Source organism: Acinetobacter nosocomialis NIPH 2119, assembly GCF_000368085.1.
GTDB classification, from domain to species: domain Bacteria; phylum Pseudomonadota; class Gammaproteobacteria; order Pseudomonadales; family Moraxellaceae; genus Acinetobacter; species Acinetobacter nosocomialis.
The window spans coordinates 1,020,269-1,041,456 of sequence record NZ_KB849239.1 but is presented as its reverse complement, the minus strand read 5'-3'; the positions used below and the strand labels follow the sequence as shown (position 1 = coordinate 1,041,456).

17 protein-coding genes are annotated in these 21,188 nt (G+C 39.7%); 6 read left to right on the top strand and 11 right to left on the bottom strand.

The features are described 5' to 3' along the window. Window positions 1–81: 81 nt before the first annotated feature. Window positions 82–891 carry a sulfite exporter TauE/SafE family protein gene (locus tag F984_RS08945; protein WP_004708675.1) on the bottom strand — a complete coding sequence of 270 codons (810 nt, stop codon included), beginning with the start codon at window positions 889–891 and terminating at the stop codon, window positions 82–84. Window positions 892–989: 98 nt separating this feature from the next. Here F984_RS08945 and F984_RS08940 point away from each other — a divergent pair, with 98 nt between their 5' ends. Then, a complete protein-coding gene (locus F984_RS08940; RefSeq protein WP_004708673.1) occupies window positions 990–1,778 on the top strand; it encodes an AraC family transcriptional regulator in 789 nt (262 codons plus the stop codon). On the opposite strand, the gene F984_RS08935 is transcribed toward F984_RS08940, so the two are convergent. From F984_RS08935 to F984_RS08900, 8 genes are all read right to left on the bottom strand, one after another. Next, complete coding sequence (locus tag F984_RS08935; protein WP_004708670.1) at window positions 1,773–2,264, bottom strand: GNAT family N-acetyltransferase; 492 nt, start codon at window positions 2,262–2,264, stop codon at window positions 1,773–1,775. The two genes, F984_RS08940 and F984_RS08935, sit on opposite strands and share 6 nt — an antisense overlap. Then, entirely contained in the window at window positions 2,261–3,025 is a 765-nt protein-coding gene (locus F984_RS08930) for an ABC transporter ATP-binding protein (protein ID WP_000614440.1), read from the bottom strand. Before F984_RS08930 ends, F984_RS08935 begins: the two co-directional genes overlap by 4 nt. Beyond that, the gene (locus F984_RS08925) at window positions 3,022–4,032 is read right to left on the bottom strand and encodes a FecCD family ABC transporter permease (RefSeq protein WP_080631541.1); all 1,011 of its coding nucleotides are present in this window, start codon (window positions 4,030–4,032) and stop codon (window positions 3,022–3,024) included. The genes F984_RS08930 and F984_RS08925 overlap by 4 nt, the downstream gene beginning before the upstream one ends. Before the next feature lie 2 nt (window positions 4,033–4,034). Next, window positions 4,035–5,054, bottom strand: coding sequence for an ABC transporter substrate-binding protein (locus F984_RS08920; protein WP_004708666.1), 1,020 nt, complete (start codon window positions 5,052–5,054; stop codon window positions 4,035–4,037). Window positions 5,055–5,316: 262 nt separating this feature from the next. Then, window positions 5,317–6,189: an NAD(P)-dependent oxidoreductase gene (locus F984_RS08915; protein ID WP_004708665.1), complete on the bottom strand. Its 873-nt coding sequence runs from the start codon at window positions 6,187–6,189 to the stop codon at window positions 5,317–5,319. After that, a complete protein-coding gene (locus F984_RS08910; protein ID WP_004708663.1) occupies window positions 6,189–7,565 on the bottom strand; it encodes an MFS transporter in 1,377 nt (458 codons plus the stop codon). The genes F984_RS08915 and F984_RS08910 overlap by 1 nt, the downstream gene beginning before the upstream one ends. Before the next feature lie 33 nt (window positions 7,566–7,598). After that, window positions 7,599–8,570 (bottom strand): D-erythronate dehydrogenase, encoded by a 972-nt coding sequence (gene denD, locus F984_RS08905; RefSeq protein WP_004708662.1) that lies wholly within the window; start codon window positions 8,568–8,570, stop codon window positions 7,599–7,601. 210 nt (window positions 8,571–8,780) lie between these two features. After that, window positions 8,781–9,716 (bottom strand): LysR family transcriptional regulator, encoded by a 936-nt coding sequence (locus F984_RS08900; protein WP_000774594.1) that lies wholly within the window; start codon window positions 9,714–9,716, stop codon window positions 8,781–8,783. Between the two features lie 111 nt (window positions 9,717–9,827). On the opposite strand from F984_RS08900, the gene F984_RS08895 reads away from it, so the two are divergent. From F984_RS08895 to F984_RS08885, 3 genes are all read left to right on the top strand, one after another. Beyond that, the gene (locus tag F984_RS08895; RefSeq protein ID WP_004708660.1) at window positions 9,828–11,003 is read left to right on the top strand and encodes a fumarylacetoacetate hydrolase family protein; all 1,176 of its coding nucleotides are present in this window, start codon (window positions 9,828–9,830) and stop codon (window positions 11,001–11,003) included. 86 nt (window positions 11,004–11,089) lie between these two features. Further along, window positions 11,090–12,877, top strand: a complete 1,788-nt coding sequence (locus tag F984_RS08890) for an IlvD/Edd family dehydratase (protein ID WP_004708658.1) — start codon at window positions 11,090–11,092, stop codon at window positions 12,875–12,877. A 16-nt stretch (window positions 12,878–12,893) separates the two neighbouring features. Next, window positions 12,894–14,471 carry an aldehyde dehydrogenase (NADP(+)) gene (locus F984_RS08885; RefSeq protein WP_004708657.1) on the top strand — a complete coding sequence of 526 codons (1,578 nt, stop codon included), beginning with the start codon at window positions 12,894–12,896 and terminating at the stop codon, window positions 14,469–14,471. Between the two features lie 76 nt (window positions 14,472–14,547). On the opposite strand, the gene F984_RS08880 is transcribed toward F984_RS08885, so the two are convergent. Then, window positions 14,548–15,168: a TetR/AcrR family transcriptional regulator gene (locus tag F984_RS08880; protein WP_004708655.1), complete on the bottom strand. Its 621-nt coding sequence runs from the start codon at window positions 15,166–15,168 to the stop codon at window positions 14,548–14,550. A gap of 171 nt (window positions 15,169–15,339) precedes the next feature. Here F984_RS08880 and F984_RS08875 point away from each other — a divergent pair, with 171 nt between their 5' ends. Both F984_RS08875 and F984_RS08870 read left to right on the top strand, forming a co-directional pair. Beyond that, window positions 15,340–16,917 (top strand): MFS transporter, encoded by a 1,578-nt coding sequence (locus tag F984_RS08875; protein ID WP_004708653.1) that lies wholly within the window; start codon window positions 15,340–15,342, stop codon window positions 16,915–16,917. Continuing rightward, a complete protein-coding gene (locus tag F984_RS08870) occupies window positions 16,914–18,002 on the top strand; it encodes an HlyD family secretion protein (protein ID WP_004708651.1) in 1,089 nt (362 codons plus the stop codon). The genes F984_RS08875 and F984_RS08870 overlap by 4 nt, the downstream gene beginning before the upstream one ends. Before the next feature lie 79 nt (window positions 18,003–18,081). Here the strand turns inward: F984_RS08870 and F984_RS0103795 are convergent. Continuing rightward, window positions 18,082–21,188, bottom strand: a 3,107-nt coding sequence (locus tag F984_RS0103795) for an Ig-like domain-containing protein (protein ID WP_004708649.1), incomplete at its 5' end; no start/stop codon positions are given.

Sequence of the window (21,188 nt, the reverse complement as noted above, 5' to 3'; positions counted from 1 at the left end):
AGACATAAATTTTGCAGTTTTAGAGCATTTAGAGATTTGTTATTTAAGAAAAATTATTCTTCAAACAATTGAAATAAAAAATTAATTTACAAAAAGCATGACTATTAGAACTATTATTAAAAGTAGCGGATAGAACTTTGCACGCAATAAATCAGGTAGTTTTGAAATAAATTTTTCTGAAAAATATAGCCCGATCCATGTCCCTGCAACCAAGAATAAAGCGGCTTCAAACCAGATCAAACCGATAAATCCACTAGGTGCCCATGTAGATTGCCAAATTGACAATACACAGTAAGTAAACGTTGCAGTTAAAGACAGAGGCAGTGTGAGAATATTTGCAATAGCCGCGGCCTCTGCCATAGAACTACCCCGCCGCCGTAATAAAGGAACCGTCATTACACTTCCTCCAATACCTAAAAGTGCTGCAACCCAACCAATAATGCCCCCTTTAATGAGGTCACTGTTTTGACCATAGTGTTGCTTTTGCCTTGAGGTCACTATAAACCCTGGTCGGTAATAACAATCTAGAATGGTTATGAACACATAGCCCATAAATATCCAGCGAAGCCAATTTCCATTAAATAATGAAGCCATGACCGCACCGACAATTCCACCAAGTGCAATACCACCCCATAAAAAATTGATCTTTTGCCAATCTATGTGTCCAGACCGATAGTGTCGAAAGGTTGCAAAACTTGCCGAGCAGAGCATGACAAAAGCAGATGTAGCAATGGCGATTTGCATGGCATGTACCCCCACCATGCTTTGATTGCCCCACTTTTGAATAATGACTGTATAAAGCAAAGGCACAGCAACAAATCCGCCACCAAAACCAAATAACCAAGTGGTGACTCCTGAAAGTAGTCCAAATAAAAATAGCTCATATAGCATCGTTATCTTCCTCACATTTATAGAGGCATGATATAAAATAGCTCTATGGCAAACTAACGTAAAAAAGCCATCTTTTTATTTTTTTCAGCCAAGAATATATGCGTAATATTTCAATTAACGAGGTAGACCATCTACCGCAAGCAGTTCTAGCGTTAGGATCAGATTATCCTGCTGATACTTTGTTAGATACGCATAGCCATCGCCGTGCCCAGTTCTTATATGCACCCGAAGGCCTCATGAAAGTTGAAACTGAAGATGGACAATGGCTCGTGTTACCGTACAGTGGTGTATGGATACCTGCAGGTAAAGCACATCAGGTATGGCTATCTAAAGTCAGTACTTATAGTTTGTATATAGAAGTGAATAATGCCCCAAGACAGGCAAACTATTGCGAGGTCGTGCAAGTTTCACCGTTAATGCATCAGTTACTGATTCAAGCAAATCAACTGCCTGTTGACTACCAACGTTCAGGCCGTGACGGTGCTCTTATCGATTTATTGTTATATGAGTTAGAAGCTGCACCAGCCCTGCCTCTGTTTATTCCATTGCCTCACAACACATTACTATCAAAACAGTGTGCTGAGTTTATGGAGCATCCCGATATTCATAGCAGCCCTAAAGATTGGGCACATGACCACAATAAAAGTGAGCGAACATTTCACCGCTGGTTTAAGTCAGAAACGGGGATGTCCTTTCAGGCTTGGCGTAATCGAGTCTGCATCATCTATGCTTTAAATGCCTTAAAAGAGAATATCTCAATTACGGAAATTGCTTTTAGTTTGGGCTATGAACACCCGGCAGCTTTTACAGCAATGTTCAGTAAAATTATGGGTTATCCGCCTACCCATTTTCAAAAAAGATTTCATACACATGATAAAGCACTATAAAGATTTACTCATGTGAATGGTGTCATAGGTATCGATCCATTCGCGTTGAATAACCTCAAAGCCTTGGAGCCGCCAAAACTCTTCAGCCGCAGGTAAAAATGGATGGGTATGCAAATACAAAGTCGTAATTGCACTGTTTTTTGCATGACTAAACAACATGTTGCATAGCTGTGTCGCGATGCCCTTACGGCGGTATTCAGGCAATACAAACAACTTAATGACTTCTACCGTATTGGTCGGCAAATTTAAATCAAAACGATGGTCATACGCCCGATATGCAATGGTGCCAATAATACGGTTTTGATCTTTTACTGTAATAAAGCAGCCCAATGAGTCTTTAACATAGGACTGCTCAAAATTTTGTAAATCTTTAGGAATTTGCCCATGATAAATTTCTGGAAATAGCAGCTGTCTTGTATAAAGTGCAAACTCTACCGCAGGCTCATAATCTGTTTTGCCAACCACCTGATAATTCAATATATTCATAGCCAAGAATGATCAGGAATCACAATGGTTTTGTCTTGAATCATGGCTTCATGAAACTCAACATCGTAGACACTTTTTAAAAACTTCGGATCGGTGATTCGAGTTTTTGACTCAGGCTTAACCACCTCATGTTGGCGCATAAAAAATAGATGATCTGCAAATAAAAAGGCCAAATTGGGATCATGCATAATTGCAATCACCGTAAAATTTTGCCGCGACAACTGACGCAACTTTTTCATTAAATAAGACTGGTAATAAACATCGAGATGATTGGTTGGCTCATCGAGCAAAATAACTTTTGGAGCTTGCACTAAAATACGGGCAATCATAACCAGTTGCCGTTCACCACCCGACAACTCGGTATAAGGACGATCGCGTAAATGCTCAATGTCTAAATCAAGCAAAGCTTGGTCTACACGTTCCCAGTCTGATTTTGAAGGTCTATATCTGCTAAAAGCAGCACGCCCTGTAATCACCACATCTTTAACCAAAAATGGAAATACGGTTTTATGAAACTGCGGTAAAAAACCAAGCAACGCAGCCCGATCTTTCCCTTTAAAGTCCGATAATGGTTTTCCAGAGTAACGAATCAAGCCATCTTTTACGGGTTCTAGACCCGCCATCAATTTAAAAAGTGTCGATTTTCCACAACCATTACGCCCTAAAATCACTGAAAACTGATTTTCGGGAAACTCCAGATGAATATTTTTAAGAACCTGTTTGTGCCCATAGGCATAATTTAACTGATCAATTTGAATCATGCCCAATGAGTCCTCTGTGTTTTCATTAATAATAAGAAAAATGGTGCGCCGAGTAACATAGTAAAAATGCCAATCGGTATTTCAAACGTCAGTAAAACCCGAGAAAAGTTATCAATCAACAGTAGAAAACTGCCGCCCAGCACCATATTGGCAGGAATACTGTAGCGGTGATCTGGTCCAACCAACATTCTGACAATATGTGGCATAAATAGCCCATATAAACTAATAATGCCCGCCGCAGCCACAGATGTGGAAGTACATACAGTCACCAAAGCAATTAAAAGAAGCTGTTCCCAACGCGGATTAACACCAACTGCCTGCGCTTCTTCAGCACCAAGTGCCATTAAGTTTAATCGCCAACGCATTGCAAATAATCCAGCAAGGCCAATACAGATTGGTAACACAGCGTATTGAACTTTTTGCCAAGACGCCTGATGTAAGTTTCCCATGGTCCATTGCACAATCGCTTGCAGTTTAAATGGATCACTTAAGTATTGAATAACGGTAAGTCCTGCCAAGAACAGTCCAGAAACAATCATGCCTGATAAAATTACCATGACTAAAGACGTCTGACTCTCATGTTTCTGATGTGCAAATAAATAGGTTAAGCCAACAGCGCATACACCAAAGATAAAGGCTGATAGATTTGGCGAAAGCCAACTTAATGAAAGCGCTAAAGCTGCACCGAACGCGGCACCAGATGAAATACCGAGTACATAAGAATCGACCAAGGGATTACGAAACAATGCTTGCAAGCCATTACCCGCGGTTGCTAAGGCAGCTCCCACCATAAAGGTCAGTAAAATTCTAGGCAGCCTGACATTTACTAAAATGTTTTGCATCAATCTAAATTGTTCTGCATCAAAATATGGTGTACCAAAGACCGCTTGTACACCCCAAAACAAATAATCCCATGCACTCAATGTTTGCGTTGGCCCAATAAGCAGCGAGATAAAAATCATGAAGAAAGGTAACGGGTAAAACCAATAATATTTCAGCTTTTCCATATTCATGACACCAACGCTTTGGCAAGTTGCTCACCATACAACTTGGTTAAAATACGCTGTTGTAAAGCACTTACTGGTAAGTCGGACTGTTCAGGATAAATACTGTGATTTAGATAAATCGCCGTAATAATAATTTTGATGGTGTGTGGGTTATATATAAATGCAGGACTCAAATTAAATACCTTTCGGTTTTGTACGGCGCTTAAACCTTGTAATTCTTTTCGTTCATAAATCAGTTTAGGATTGGTATTCCAAAGCACAATATTGTCAGGGTTCCATTCAATTAAAGTCTCGGGGTTGACGTTGGGCTGGTTAGCAGCAGTCTGAACAATGTTGTAAGCACCAGCCAGCTCAATAAAATCATTGGTAATCGACTCCCGTCCTGAAGTAGAAAAAATTCGCCCTCCTGACCATGCATAGTAAATCGATTGTTTATTTGGCTGACGTGCAGTTTTGGCTGCGACTTCCGCCACAATTTCATCCGAAAAACTTAAAATTTCTTGAGCACGCTTTTGGGCACCACTAAGAACGGCAATTTCAGATAGCTCTTCTTTCACTTGTTTGTAGGTGTCTGACTCCATTACATATACAGCAATACCAAATTGCCGTAATAGTTCAATCGTTTGGGTTTGCCCACTTCCCAAAATGACCAAATCTGGTTTTAACAACACGAGACTTTCAATATTGGTTGCATTGGCTCCTTGTGAAGGTGCTGCAAGCTGCTTATTGGCAATGCGTTGATCTATTTTTGAGTAGGCATTAAATAATAAAGGTTGAATGTATACTTCGGCCGGTATACCAACCACTTTATGACCTTGCCCTAGCATATAGAGGCCATCTAAACCCGACTCAAACAGAGAAACGATTCTTTGCGCTGTTTTAGCTACACAGACTTTAGTATTTGTACTATCTAAAACACATATTGAATGGGAAGTTGAGTTTTCTTGAGTTTTTCTATTTTGCTCAGATGAAGAGCATCCGCACAGAATCAACAATGTGAGTATGGGAGCCAACAACCTCATGATGGCCCCGAATGCACAAACACAGTGCAGAATAAAAAGATGTGTTTATTTGGTGCATTTTTCATGTGAAAAAAACACCATAAGTGAGCAAGACTATTTGAATGATCATTAATACGTTAGCAAATCAAATATTGTGAAGAAGATAATTATGATTAAGCAATAAAAATGCCAGCACTACAAATGAGTTTAAATATGCAGCAGAACGAATCTGCTGCTTTTTTATAAATAAATTAAAATCTACCGATCTTAAGTAAAGCAATAATTACACATGATTCATGCGTTCTAATTCACGAATTAAGCCAGAATGATCAAGCTCACCGTCTCCGGCAGCAAGCATATTTTCGAACAATTGGCTGACTTTTTGCGCAATAGGTAAATTCAACTCAAGCGATTTAGCATAGCTAACAGCTGTATGAATGTCTTTATGCTGGTTTCGAGCTGTACCTCCCGGTTTAAAATCTCGATTTAACATGCGTTCGCCATGCTGTTGCAAAATCGGTGAATCTGCAAAACCACCTGTTAGTGCTTGTTTTAGTTTTATCGGGTCAGCTCCTGCTTTACTGGCAAGCAATAAACCCTCACTCACGGTTGCAATGGTAGATGCGACTATCATTTGATTAACGAGTTTTGCCAACATTCCACAGCCGGCATCTCCAACTAAAATTGGCCGCCCCATGGCAGATAGAACGTGTTCAGCATGTGAAAATGTTTGAGCATCGCCACCTACCATAATTGCCAGACTTGCATTTTGAGCACCTTTTTCACCGCCAGAAACAGGTGCATCCAAATATCTAAGTCCGTTTTCTTTACATTTTTCACTTTGGTTTTTTGCAACTTCAACCGGTATTGAACTCATTACAATGACCGTGCTTTCAGGTTTTAGCTGTGAAATTGCACCACCTTCTTGAAATAAAATTTCATCACAGGTTTTTCCATCACTGAGCATACAAATCAGAAACTCTACATCTTTTCCGACTTGTGCAAGTTCACTACAAACATGTGCACCCGCTTCTTTTAAACTTTCTGCTTTAGATGAAGTTCGATTCCAGACCTTAACTTGATGATCAGCTTTTAATAAATTCATGGCCATTGGCATTCCCATAATGCCAGTTCCAACAAAACCAATTTGAGCCATTATTTCATCTCCGTAGCAGTCCGCACTTTAAGTCGCTGTTGTTCTACTTTTAGGCTATCAGACTTTAACTTTGCCAAAAGCAGTAACCCCAAACCGCCCATGGCGACAAATCCGGCAATGGCAAGGAACGCTACTGTATAGGTGCCCGTGGTGGTATATAAATAGCCTGTTAAATATGGACCAGTAAAACCACTTAAATTACCTACAGAGTTAATTAAGCCAATACCGGCTGCAGCGCCCACTCCTGTTAGAGTCTGCCCAGGGATAGTCCAGAAGATATTAATCGCACTAAATACACCGATTGCGAGCAGAATAAAGCCCACAATAATTGCCCACGGTTGATTCACAATCAAAGCAATCGCAATTGCGAAAGCCGCCATGAGTGCAGCACAAGCACCATGTTTATAACGTTCTTGTTTACGGTCAGAACGGCGGCTCCATAAAACCATTCCAACCGCCGCAAATGCATATGGAATAGCGGTGAGTAAGCCATTTTGGATAAGGCTGATTTGCATACCAAAGGTATTACGGAACGACTCTAAAACACTTGGTAAGAAGAAGAACATCGCATTTGAACCAGACGTAATTCCAAAATAAACAATAGCCATAATCCACACTAAAGGATTTTTAAACACTTGTTTAATGAGTTCACCTTTTGTTAAAGCAGCATCGGCAGATTGCTGTTTTTCTCGTTCTTCACGCTCTAGCGTATTCATGAGCCATTGACGCTGCTCACCTGTTAACCACTGTGCTTCTTTTGGGTTATTGGTTAAATATTTTAGGCAAACCAGTCCTAAAATAATGGAAGGAATCCCTTCTAAAATATACATCAAACGCCAGCCTTCATAGCCAATGGTATTACCCCATTGCATAAGACCGACCGAAATTGGTGCTCCGATAATTTGAGCAATTGGTAACCCTAAATAGAAGGTAGCGAAGACACGGGCACGATATTTAGCAGGAAACCATAAGGTTAAATAAAAAATAACCCCCGGAAAGAAACCCGCTTCTGCAATACCCAGTAAAAACCGTAAAATAATAAATTGAGTCCCACTATGGATAAATCCCATAAGTCCGGCAATAATTCCCCAAGTAATCATGATTCGGGCAATCCAGATCCGTGCACCAAACCGATGAAGTAAAACATTACTCGGTACTTCTGCAATAAAGTAACCCAAGAAAAATACACCCGCACCTAAGCCAAAAATAGTTTGGGTAATTCCAATTGCATCATTCATATGTAGCGCAGCAAAACCAATATTGGTTCTATCTAGAAAGGCCATAATGAATAAAATAATAAGAAACGGGATAATTCGACTCGAAATACGCTTAATTGTCTGCTCTTCGAGAGCAGTGACATTTTTGATATCTTCCATAATAACTCTCACATGAATTGGCGATCACTGCCATTAATTTTGGGTATCTTCTATATGTGCCTGAATGATGCTTTCAAAATTCTCATCTGCTTGGAAACCTAAAGATTCGGCATATTCGGCTTTCACTTGAACCGGCCAGCTTTGAACAATCCTTTGAATCGTTTTATCTTCCTGCCACTGCACTAAATCAGTTGCTTGTTTACCGGCAACTTTTTCAAGAGCCTCAAGCATTTGCTTAACGGTAACGGTCAATCCCGGTAAGGGAATAATTCGGTTATCTTGGAGTGTCTCTGAAGAAATTGACGCAGCCTTAATCATTGACTCAACACAGCGTCTTGGTGAAGTAATGAAAACCGGAGTATCTGGCGGGACTGGACAAACAGCCGTTTCCCCTTTTAAAGGCTCTCGGATAATTGAGCTAAAAAATGTAGAGGCGGCTTTATTAGGCTTACCCGGACGAACCACAATCGTCGGTAATCTTAAAACACGGCCATCAATAAAGCCTTTACGTGAATAATCTGAAACGAGCAATTCTCCTACTGCTTTTTGCATACCGTAAGAGGACTTTGGTGTAACCACCGTATCATCTGTTACAACTTCTGGTAATTGACCACCAAATACAGCGCAGCCACTCGCAAAAATGACTCGAGGCATTGTTTGTTTTTTTCTTAATTCTTCTAATAAATTTAAAAGGCCATAAAGGTTTACATCCATTCCCAAGTCAAAATCAGCCTCTGCTGCCGAACTCACCACAGCAGCCAAGTGCCAAACAACATCAATATTTTCTGTGATGTTTGCGACTGTGGTTTTGTCGGTAATATCCCCTACAATCACCTCAATCTTAGGGTCTTGCGGTAAATCATCACCAGCAAATGCATCAAACAAAATAATTTTATCGATAGGCTTAGCTTGATTACCGTCTAAAGTTAGGCTTCCGGTTTTTAAAATCTCTTTGGCAATTTGCTTTCCAATAAAACCCGTGCCACCAGTAATTAACACATTCATACAGGGATCCTTTCCTAATTCTTATTCACTTAAAGATTTTTAATCATCATGAATTAAACGATAAGGAGTCCCTGCAATAATTTCCAATGAATAATTTCTAAATATTGATAACTTTTTAATATCAGTTTCATGGTTAAACATTAACTAAATTAAGTAAGCTTTCTTTTAATTTAAAAGCCCCAAGTCTTCTATGTCTTGAGGCTGAGGACTTTACTTACGTTTTGCATTTTTAAGTAAAATATTAATAAATGCTGCGGCTATATCAGACACTGGTTCATCTTTACGTGTCAAAATTCCATAATCTTGAGCATCTAAAATCAGGTCTGTTTCTAAAATCTGTAGCTGTCCTTCTTTCACCTGATCAATCACCATTGCTTCTGGCAACATGCCTACCATAGGCGCCCCTTTTAAGATCTGTAAAAAGGTCTGCATCGACATGGTATTTACCGTATTTAAAGGAATTTTGACTTTAGCTCGGGCGAATGCACCTTCCATACGCTCCCGAATGGGTGTGCCTTTAGGATAAAGTACCCACGGCCATTTTAATAATTCTTCTAATGTACAAAACTTTTTCTGGGCACATGGGTGCGCATTATTGACAACAATACAGAACGGCTCTGGACCTAAGGGCTGGAAATCGAAAAACTGACTTTGCGTAACATCGGTAAAACGGCCTATGGCTAAATCTAGAGTATGTTCACTCAACATTTCCATTAAATGATCACTGGTCTGTTCAACAACATCGATAGAAAGTAGCGGCCATTGTTTCTTAATTTCGATAATTGAGTTTGGAATTACCACGGCGGTTGCTGCAAATATTCCCCCTACTTTTAAAAACCCATGTCCACCCAACCGTAAAATCTCGATGTCTTCAACAAAATGTTTTGCGTCATTCAAAACCCGCTGGGCATAACGAATGACATGTTCACCCAATGCCGTTACGGGCATATTTCGGGGCAGACGCTCAAAAACCTGAAACCCAAGAAGGCCCTCAATTTCCTTTAGCATTTTACTTACGGCAGGTTGACTTAAATTCATCTGCTCAGCAGCCAAATGCATGTTATTGGTTCGAGCTAATGTCTCCAACAAAACCAAATGCTTGAATTTAAGCCAGTTATTTAAACTTGAGTAAGTCAAATCTGCCATTTTTAAAATTCCTTTTTGATAACCACTGGTTATTAATAATTAAATTATTACGATTGGTGTTTATTAAATAAGAAACATATCATGATTTCAAATAAAAGAAGGAAGCTTTAAATGAACTTTACGTTAAATTCCCAAAACTCATTACCAGATGATGCAACTCAAGGATGCTTAATTGGCCGTGCGTGGATTCCAAGTCAAATCTCGGGTCCATCACCTATTATTTTAAGAGGCAATCAAGTTTTTGATATTTCGGAAAAATTTCATACCATTTCCGAATTACTTGAAAACGCTGATCCTTTAAAAGCTTTATCTGAAATTGAAGGAAGACAAGTTGGTTCAATTGATGAGTTATTTGCCAATACTGTCGCCGAGCCAGATACCAACAAGGCATACTTTTTAGCCCCAATTGATTTACAAGTAATTAAAGCAGCAGGTGTTACCTTTGCTGCAAGCATGTTAGAACGAGTGATTGAAGAACAAGCCGGTGGCGATGCACAAAAAGCTCAATCGATTCGTGAAGTTGTACAAGGCGTAATCGGTGATAATTTAAAAACTATCGAACCCGGTTCTGAAAAAGCGCTACAACTCAAAGAATATTTAATCGAACAAAAAATGTGGTCTCAATATCTTGAGGTAGGTATTGGTACAGATGCCGAGATTTTTACTAAAGCCCCTGTTTTAGCTGCTGTAGGCACGGGACAAAATATTGGTATTCACCCAAAGTCTGAGTGGAATAATCCAGAGCCGGAAGTCGTATTAGTTGCCAACAGCCAAGGTAAAATTTTAGGCGCGACTTTAGGTAACGATGTGAATTTACGGGACTTTGAAGGTCGTAGCGCCTTACTGTTGAGTAAAGCGAAAGATAACAACGCATCTTGTGCGATTGGTCCATTTATTCGCCTTTTTGACCATACTTTTACTTTAAATGATATTCGTACTTGTGATGTTGAACTGCAAATTCAAGGCACCGATAACTTTGTGTTAAATGGGGTGAGTTCTATGTCGCAAATTAGCCGAGATCCTGAAGATTTAATTCAACAAACTCTTAATGAAAACCATCAATATCCAGACGGTTTTGTTTTGTTCTTGGGTACTTTATTTGCACCTACTCAAGATCGAGAACAAGCTGGGGCTGGCTTTACCCATAAAGTAGGAGATGTTGTCCGTATTCATTCACCTAAACTTGGTACTTTGTACAACACGGTTATGACCAGTGATAAAGCAACACCGTGGAATTTTGGAATAAATGCTTTGATGCGTAATTTGAAGCAGCGTGAATTACTATAATTTTCACGTATTATCGATCGATTGAATTGCAAGATTCATCTGGTAAATAAACTAATTTCAAAAAGTATGAGTGAAAGGATCAAAAAATGAATGATCAAAATAAACGGATTTTTTTACGTAGCCAAGAATGGTTTGATGATCCTGAACATGCCGACATGACCGCTTTATATGTTGAGCGTTACATGAATTATGGCTTGACCCGTGCCGAGTTACAATCAGGTCGCCCAATTATTGGAATTGCACAAACCGGTAGTGATTTGACCCCATGTAACCGTCATCACAAAGAACTTGCTGAACGCGTTAAAGCGGGTATTCGAGACGCAGGCGGTATTCCAATGGAATTTCCTGTCCACCCGATTGCAGAACAAACCCGTCGTCCAACTGCAGCACTTGACCGCAACTTGGCCTATTTAGGCTTGGTCGAAATCTTGCATGGTTACCCGCTTGATGGTGTGGTACTGACCACTGGTTGTGACAAAACTACTCCTGCATGTTTAATGGCAGCAGCCACAACAGATATACCTGCAATTGTATTGTCTGGTGGGCCAATGCTAGATGGACATTTTAAAGGTGAGTTAATTGGTTCCGGCACTGTGCTTTGGCATGCAAGAAACTTACTCGCGACCGGTGAGATTGACTATGAAGGGTTCATGGAAATGACCACTTCTGCTTCACCTTCGGTCGGACATTGCAACACTATGGGTACAGCACTTTCCATGAATGCTTTGGCAGAAGCGTTGGGGATGTCTTTACCAACATGTGCAAGTATTCCGGCGCCGTATCGCGAACGTGGGCAAATGGCCTATATGACTGGCAAAAGAATATGTGAAATGGTTTTAGAAGACTTACGTCCTTCTAAAATTATGACCAAACAATCTTTTGAAAATGCAATTGCTGTAGCCTCAGCTTTAGGTGCATCGAGTAACTGCCCTCCTCACCTCATTGCAATTGCCCGTCATATGGGGATTGAGCTGAGTTTAGAAGACTGGCAACGTGTTGGGGAAAATATTCCGCTTATTGTGAACTGTATGCCGGCGGGTAAATATTTGGGTGAAGGTTTCCACCGTGCGGGTGGTGTCCCTGCCGTTCTACACGAATTACAAAAAGCTGGTGTATTACATGAAGATTGTGCATCGGTTAGCGGTAAAACAATTGGGGAAATTGCCAAAAATGCAAAAACTTCAAATGCAGATGTCATTTTTCCTTATGAGCAACCTCTTAAACATGGTGCCGGTTTCATTGTGCTTAGTGGCAACTTCTTTGACAGTGCCATTATGAAAATGTCTGTGGTGAGCGAAGCATTTAAAAAAACCTATTTATCAGATCCAAACAATGAAAATAGCTTCGAAGCAAGAGCGATTGTTTTTGAAGGTCCCGAAGACTATCACGCACGTATCAATGACCCTGCCTTAAACATTGATGAACATTGTATTTTAGTCATTCGTGGCGCAGGTACAGTGGGTTATCCGGGCAGTGCTGAAGTCGTCAATATGGCTCCACCAGCGGAGTTAATTAAAAAAGGGATTGATTCACTGCCTTGCTTAGGAGATGGCCGCCAAAGTGGAACTTCTGCCAGCCCATCTATTCTCAATATGTCACCCGAAGCGGCTGTAGGCGGTGGAATTGCCTTACTTAAAACCAATGACCGTTTACGTATTGATTTAAATAAACGTTCTGTCAACGTGCTCATTTCTGACGAAGAGTTAGAACAACGCCGCCGTGAATGGAAACCGACGGTCTCTGCCTCTCAAACACCTTGGCAAGAAATGTATCGCAACATGGTAGGTCAATTATCGACTGGTGGTTGTTTGGAACCTGCAACTTTATATATGCGAGTCGTAAACCAAGACAACCTTCCAAGACACTCTCATTAATTTCAGGATATTTGTTATGACCATTATCGGACACAACTTTATTGGCGGTTCACGCAGCGCACAAGGTACAAGCTTATTAAAAAGTGTAAATGCGACAACGGGCGAAACTTTGCCTTATGAGTTTCACCATGCAACCGAGCAAGAGGTTAATCAGGCCTGTGAAGCTGCCAGTCAAGCGTTTAAGACTTACCGCCATACGTCTCCTGAACAGCGTGCTGTTTTTCTAGAAAATATTGCCGATGAACTCGATGCATTGGGTACAGATTTTCTTGAAATTGTCTCACAGGAAACTGCTCTGCCACTTGCACGCCTACAAGGTGAACGTGCCCGTACCAGTGGACAAATGCGTTTATTTGCTAAAGTGCTGCGCCGTGGTGACTTTTTAGGTGCTCGTATTGATACTGCTTTGCCTGAGCGTCAGCCTTTACCGCGCCCGGATCTACGCCAGATTAAAATCGGTGTTGGTCCGGTGGCAGTCTTTGGGGCAAGTAACTTTCCTTTAGCATTCTCAACTGCAGGTGGTGACACTGCTTCGGCACTGGCGGCTGGATGTTCGGTGGTAGTAAAAGCCCATAGTGGACATATGGCGACAGCAGATTTCGTAGCGCAGGCAATTGAGTGTGCGGTCGAAAAATCAAATATGCCAAAAGGTGTATTTAACATGATCTACGGTAATGGCGTAGGTGAACCACTGGTTAAGCATCCTTTAATTCAGGCTGTGGGTTTTACGGGTTCATTGCGTGGTGGTCGCGCTTTATGTGACATGGCCGCAGCCCGTCCACGACCGATTCCTGTGTTTGCTGAAATGAGCAGCATTAACCCGATGTTGATGTTGCCTGAAGCCTTAAAAAACCGTGGTGAAAAAATTGCACAGGACTTGGCTGATTCGGTGGTTTTAGGCTGTGGTCAGTTCTGTACCAATCCGGGTTTAATCTTGGGTATTAAATCGGTCGAATTTAGCCAGCTCATTAGCAACCTAACCGACATTATGGGTGCTAAACCTGCACAAACTATGCTCAATGCCGGCACCTTAAAAAGTTATACCGCTGGTCTTGAGCACTTAACCCAGCATCAAGGCATCAAGCATTTGGCAGGTCAAACTCAACAAGGCAATCAGGCTCAGCCGCAACTGTTTAAAGCTGATGTTGAGCTTTTACTGGCCGGTGACCAGCTTTTACAGGAAGAAATCTTTGGGCCAACCACAGTCATTATTGAAGTTGAAGATAAGGCCCAACTCATTCAGGCGCTACAAAGCATGAATGGTCAACTGACTGCGACTTTAATTGCCGATGAAACTGACTTAACCGAGTTTGCAGATGTAGTGCCAGTTTTAGAGGAAAAAGCCGGTCGATTACTTATAAATGGCTACCCAACGGGTGTTGAGGTCTGTGATGCGATGGTACACGGCGGGCCATATCCAGCCACTTCAGATGCACGAGGCACTTCAGTTGGAACCTTGGCCATTGACCGTTACTTAAGACCTGTGTGTTACCAGAACTATCCGCAAAGTTTATTGCCAGAAGCCTTAAAAGACAGCAACCCATTGCAGATTTTAAGACTGGTGAATGGTGAGATGACTAGAGACGCGATCTAAAAAATAAAAAGAGACCAGATGATGGTCTCTTTTTTATCGATATTCAAATCTTACGTATATAATATAAATTGCCAAATTAACTTGTTTTGTAATTGATATTTTTTAAAAATAAATCAACAGCGTAATCAACCCAAGCACTAATTTCATCGGTTGATATTAAATAATCAGGATGAGTCAAACATTTTAGATGAGCATCACTTCTTAACAGTGATAAAAATATATTTGCTGCGACTTCCGAAGAAGAAGTTAATTCAATTTCTCCTTGTTTAACCGACTTTTCAAGATAACCCGCAATAATATTTGCCAGACGTTGTGGCCCCACTTCAAAGAACTTTTCCGATAATTCCGGGAATCTTACGGCTTCTGCAATACAGACTCTAAAGAATGCCAAACCCGAATGCGATAAAATAAAACACAAATAAGTTTTCCCAATTTCAGTTAAAGCTGAACGTAAGTTTTTGGCCTTTGTCTCAACCAATATAATTTGCTCTTGCATATTGGCACATTTGCGCTCAATGACGGCAGCAAACATTGCTTCTTTATTTTTAAAACAACCATACATGGTGGCTTTTGAAACACCTGCTTCTTTTTGAATCATATCTGTGGTTGTGCCACTAAATCCGTGGATCAGAAAAAACTTTGTTGCTGCATCTAGAATTTTTTGATCTTTCTCTTTGGTTTTAGTGCAATCTGACATACGAACCTACAAACATATTTAGCAATTTCATTCTTAGTGTACCTCATCGAAAAGTTCAAAATCGAGAATTGACGTAATTTTAATAAGATAGTAGAGTACCGATCGGTACAGTTGAGCTTAAGATTTGCCCTGTTCGGTGCAATAAGCTCATTTTAAAATTTAAGGTAAAAGATGAATATACGACCACTCATCGGTTTGGCAGGTGCAATTTTTGCAGCCATGACTGTCGAATTTAATAACCGAATTAGCAGCATTACCTTGGTCGATATTCGCGGTGCAATGGGCATTAGTGTCGACGCTGGTTATTGGGTCAGTAGTATTTATGCCAGTGCCATGATTATTGGCATGATCCTGTCCACCAGTTGGGCCGTTATTTTTTCCATGCGTCGGGTTCTTCTTTTTGCGATAGGACTTTGCCTCTTCTCTAGCGTTTTAATTCCTTTTAGCCCAAATATCGAAATATTTTATTTATTACGGGGCTTGCAAGGACTCGCTAATGGTTTAACCATTCCTTTACTTATGGCCTGTGCCCTTAGATTCCTAGGACCTGAAATTCGTCTATGGGGTTTGGCCTGCTATGCATTAACAGCAACTTTTTTCCCCAACTTAAGTGCTGCACTTGCTGCCTTTTATTTAGATGTGATTGGTTGGAAGATGATATTTTTCCAAACCATTCCTTTTTGTGCTTTAAGTGCTGCTCTGGTTTACTTCGGTATTCCCCAAGATCCTTTAAATTACTCCAGAATAAAAACTTATGATTGGACTGGTGCGATTCTAGCTATTATTGGCTTGGCAAGCTTAAGTACCATGCTTTTGCATGGCAATCATTTGGACTGGTTTAATTCAAAATTGATTTGTGTTTTGGCTTTAGTGAGTGCCATTACCCTACCTTTATTTTTAATACATGAATGGCGCTATCCAACACCATTAATTAAACCGCAAATGCTCGAAATACGAAATTTTGGCTATGCTGTTATTGCACTGTTTTGCTTTGTGATTATTGGTATGTCAACTAGTACATTACCCCTTAATTACTTAAGCGCTGTGCATGGTTATAAGCCCACTCAAACCATGTGGATTGGCTTACAAATTGCCGCATTACAGTTTATCTATATTCCAATTGTCATTAAGGTTTTAAACCAAGCTTGGGTTGATAGCCGATATGTACATGGGTTTGGTTTACTTTTGGTGATGGCTGGCTGCTTAGGTGCAAGTCAACTTGATACCACTTGGAACCAAGACCAATTCTATTTTTGGCATGCAATCTCATGTTTAGGACAAACCTGTGTAGTGCTTTCGCTCCTCATGATGGGGACAAATAGTGTCCACCCAACTATGGCAATCTATGCTTCGCCTATGATTAATACCCCGCGTGCTATTAGCGGCGTACTCGGTGTGTGCCTTTTGGACTGGGTCAATCGAGTACGTGGTGAATACCATTCAACACGGCTGATTGAAAATACCGCACAACATGTTTTTCAAAATATTCAAGGCCCTGTTATTAATCCTCTTACCCCGCCTGTGCTAAGTGCAGATGGTACCGAACGTGTTTCCGGTGGTTTATCTGCCTTAAATTCTGCGATTCAGGCACAGCAATCAGTGTTAGTCATTAGCGATCAATATCTGATTTTAGCGGGACTTACTGCAATTTTATTTATCGTTATGCTGATTTTGCCAGTTAGAACTTATCCACCACGCATTGCTCTCATTAAGTTAATGAATAGTCATAACTCAGGAAAATCTTTATGAGTACTCTCGAAGCCCAAGATCACTCCATGACCGAGTCACCCAAGTTAACAAAGATGCAATATCTTAAGAAACACTGGGTTATGGTTATTGCATTTATTATCGTTCTAGTTTCCATTTTATGGATTTTAAAAGTTATATTTTTACCTTCTTCAGTGGTTAAAACTGACGATGCACGGGTAGATGTCGAGTACTCAACCATTGCTCCTAAAGTGTCAGGCAATATTGAAGAAATTTATATTAAAGATCACCAGACCGTAAAAAAAGGCCAACTTTTGGCACGGATTGATGCACGAGATTATCAGGCGGCTTTAGCTGAAGCAGAATCTAATTATGCTAAAGCACAAGCTGACTTAAATGAAGCAAAGCTGGCAGTAGAAAGACAACCCACTGTTATTCGAGAAACAGAAGCCCAGCTTAGAAAAGTAGAAGCCGGTATTAAACTCACCAAAGATAATACAGCACGTTATGAGCAACTACAGGCGCTTGGTGCTGAGTCTAGATTGATTACGCAACAGTCAAAAACCACATTGACTGAGCAATATGCTGACTTAGACAGCAGTAAAGAAAAAGTTACCAATGCACAGTATCAGCTCAACCAATATAAAATTCAGGTTCAAGCCAAACAAGCCGCTTTAAAACAAGCCCAAGCTGCGCTTGATAAAGCAAAACTGAATCTGAGTTATACAGAAATTCGAGCGCCTATTGATGGCATGATTGGGCAAAAGTCTGCAAATGTGGGCAACTTTGTTGGCGCAGGTAATCCACTCATGGTGGTTGTGCCTTTAGATCAAGTATATGTAGAAGCAAACTTCCGTGAAATTGAGCTAAAACAAATTAAAATCGGCCAGCCTGTCACTGTTTATGTCGACGCTTACAATGTTGAGTTAAAAGGTGTGGTAGACAGTTTTTCACCATCGACTGGTGCGTTTTTCTCGCCAATTTCAGCAACCAATGCGACGGGTAACTTTACTAAAATTGTTCAGCGTTTACCTTTACGCATCAAACTCCTTGAGAACCAGCCGGATATTAAGTTGTTGCGTCCTGGTCTATCTGTTGTGGTTTCTGTGGATACGACTAAAAAGTAAATTTGAGATTATGATGTAATTAAAAAAGAGACCATTAAATGGTCTCTTTTTTAGTTTCTACATGTTAGTTCACAAGTATTTAATGAATAAATGCATTTGAAGCCATTAAATCCTCTAATGTATAGTGCTTACCAGTAAGTAGAATTAATTCTTGTGAATGATAAGTGGATTGATTAAAGCCATCTCTATCTACAGATACAACTACTCCAGCCTGCGTATCTTTTACCGTTATAAATTCTTGAAGGTTTCCATTGTTATTTATAAGCAATTTTGACAAATCAAGTTTATCATTCTCTGAAAGATTAAAATCTGTCCACTCTCCATTACTATTACCACCTAAATTATCAATGTCATCAAGAACTTTGAAAATTAAAGTGTCTGCACCTGTATCTAAAGTATATGAATATATTTGGTTGGCTGTAGCTGTCTCAATTACATCATTACCAATCGTACCCACTACTGTTTTAGCAATATGTTGTTCTATTTGCACTTTACCCCAAGTAGTTCCATCATCAAATACAATCGATGATAATTGCCCTTCGCCAAAATGAATGGTGGCAGTTGAATCATTAAATGAAATAATTCTATCGTCACTAGCTTGCTTTAATATAATTTCATCCGGTGAAACTGATTTTAGGTAAAGTGTATTTTGTTCATTTGTATTATCTAGGATATGAATATAACTTAGTGACCCTAGTAACTTCTTATCCACAATATATGTATCATTACCGGCTTCACCAATTAAGCCAGTGTATACATTCGGAGAGTTACCACCATAAATCAGCGTATCATTCCCGGATCCACCATATAAATGATCAGAACCTGTATTCGATATTAATGTGTCGTCTCCACTACCACCATACAAGTAGTCATCTTGGATTCCACCTTGAATCGTATCATTACCATCTAGACCATAAATTACAGAATAATTAGCATCTGCCTGTAAATGATCTTCTCCTTTGGTTCCTAATAATTTACTGGCGATATTGGCTTCAATTTGCACTTTATCCCAAGTAGTTCCATCATCAAATACAATCGATGATAATTGCCCCTCTCCAAAATGAATCGTGGCAGTTGAATCATTAAACGTAATAACTCTATCCGCGCTAGCCTGTTTTAAAATAATTTCATCAGCTGAAACTGATTTTAAATAAAGTGTATTTTGTTCATTTGTATTATCTAAGATATGAACGTAACTATTTGAACCGAGTAATGCTTTATCTACAATATAGGTGTCATTCCCTGCTTCGCCAATTAATCCTGTATATACATTCGAGGAATTACCACCATAAATCAGTGTATCATTCCCGGATCCACCGTATAAACTATCTGAACCTCCATTAGAAATTAACGTGTCATCTCCATTGCCACCATATAGATAATCATTCTGTAAACCACCTTGTATCGTATCATTACCATCTAGACCATAAATTACAGAATAATTAGCATCTGCCTGTAAATGATCATCTCCACCTGTACCTAATAATCTACCGATAATATTGGCTTCAATTTGTGTCTTATCCCAGACTGTTCCATCATCAAATACAATAGATGATAATTGTCCCTCACCAAAATGTATGGTGGCACTTGAATCATTGAACGTAATAACTCTATCCGCGCTAGCCTGTTTTAAAATAATTTCATCAGCTGAAACTGATTTTAAATAAAGTGTATTTTGTTCATTTGTATTATCTAAGATATGAACGTAACTATTTGAACCTAGTAATTTCTTATCCACAATATATGTGTCATTACCGGCTTCGCCAATTAATCCTGTATATACATTCGGAGAGTTACCACCATAAATCAGTGTATCATTACCAGAACCACCATATAAATGATCAGAACCTGTATTCGATATTAATGTGTCATCTCCACTACCACCATATAGGTAGTCATCTCCAGTAGATCCCTTAATAATTTGAAGAAATGTAGGATCATTTGGCTTATAAGTTCCAGATACAACATTAATTACAGTTGTCAATGGTTGAGAGCTATTTCCTGCTTGATCTATAGCAGTTACTCGGAATTCTGTATTCAACCAATCAAATTTTTCATCAACATTTACTTGGACCCAAGCACTACCAATTTTTTGTTCAACAAAGTAACTATCGCTTGGCGCTTCAAAAATAATTTTATCTGTACTCAAATCATAACTAAACAAATTAGCTAATATAGGTGCTGTAGTATCAGGGGCGTTTAATTGAAGCAAACTTTCATTCCCTTTACTATCTGTAGCAATTACTTTTAATGACTCACCATTCTCATAAACAGTATTCAAAATTACGGTGTAATGCCCTGATGCATCAGCTATAGCTGAACCGATCACATCACCTGCAGGGTTTTTAATAGTTATAGTGACGTTTGCTTCTGTTGTACCTTGTACGACTTGCCCCTCAGTCCATCCACCTTGAATAGTTGGTTGATGTAGAATCGGTGGCGTAATATCTGGAGCAATAACTTTTTTTGCCTCAGTTTTATTACCCGATTGATCTGTTGCTATTACGCTTAAACTTTCGCCATCTAAATAAGCTTTATCTAGAGTAATTGAATAATTTCCACTTTCATCTGCATTAGCTATACCTACAACTTTTGTTTCGTAATGATCTACGTCTAAAATAGTTGTGGGCACTTCTTGGGTTACATTTACATTTATAACCGGAGCCATTGAACTAGAATAATGTACCGTCAAACTATAGGTTCCAGGTGTTAATACTAAACCTTTTGCTAAATCAATGCTGTAATCACTATTCCCTGCTTGAGAAACATTACCTGCTAGCTTTGAATTTAAGCTAGAACCAGAAAGAGTTGAACTATAACTACCATAAAGAAAATTATTCGATGAACTCAGATTTAGAGAAACGTGTGCATTAGTACCTGTAACTTCAAAGTAATATGTCTTCGATAAATAATTTGACTGAACCGATTCACTCAAAACAGATTGCTTTTCTAATATAGTTACTTCTTTATAAACCGCAATTACCTGTTCTACCGCTACTTTTGCACCCGCTTCAGTCTTTCCTGCAACCACTTTACCCGTCGTATCAATTGTTACAGTTAAGCTTGATGGGGCTATGGTATCCGGTGCAACAATTGTTTCTGGTGCTGTAGCATTACCAGCTAAGTCTGTTGCAGTAGCAGTTAAGCTTTCACCATTTAAGTAAGCCTTATCCAGCGTAATTGAAT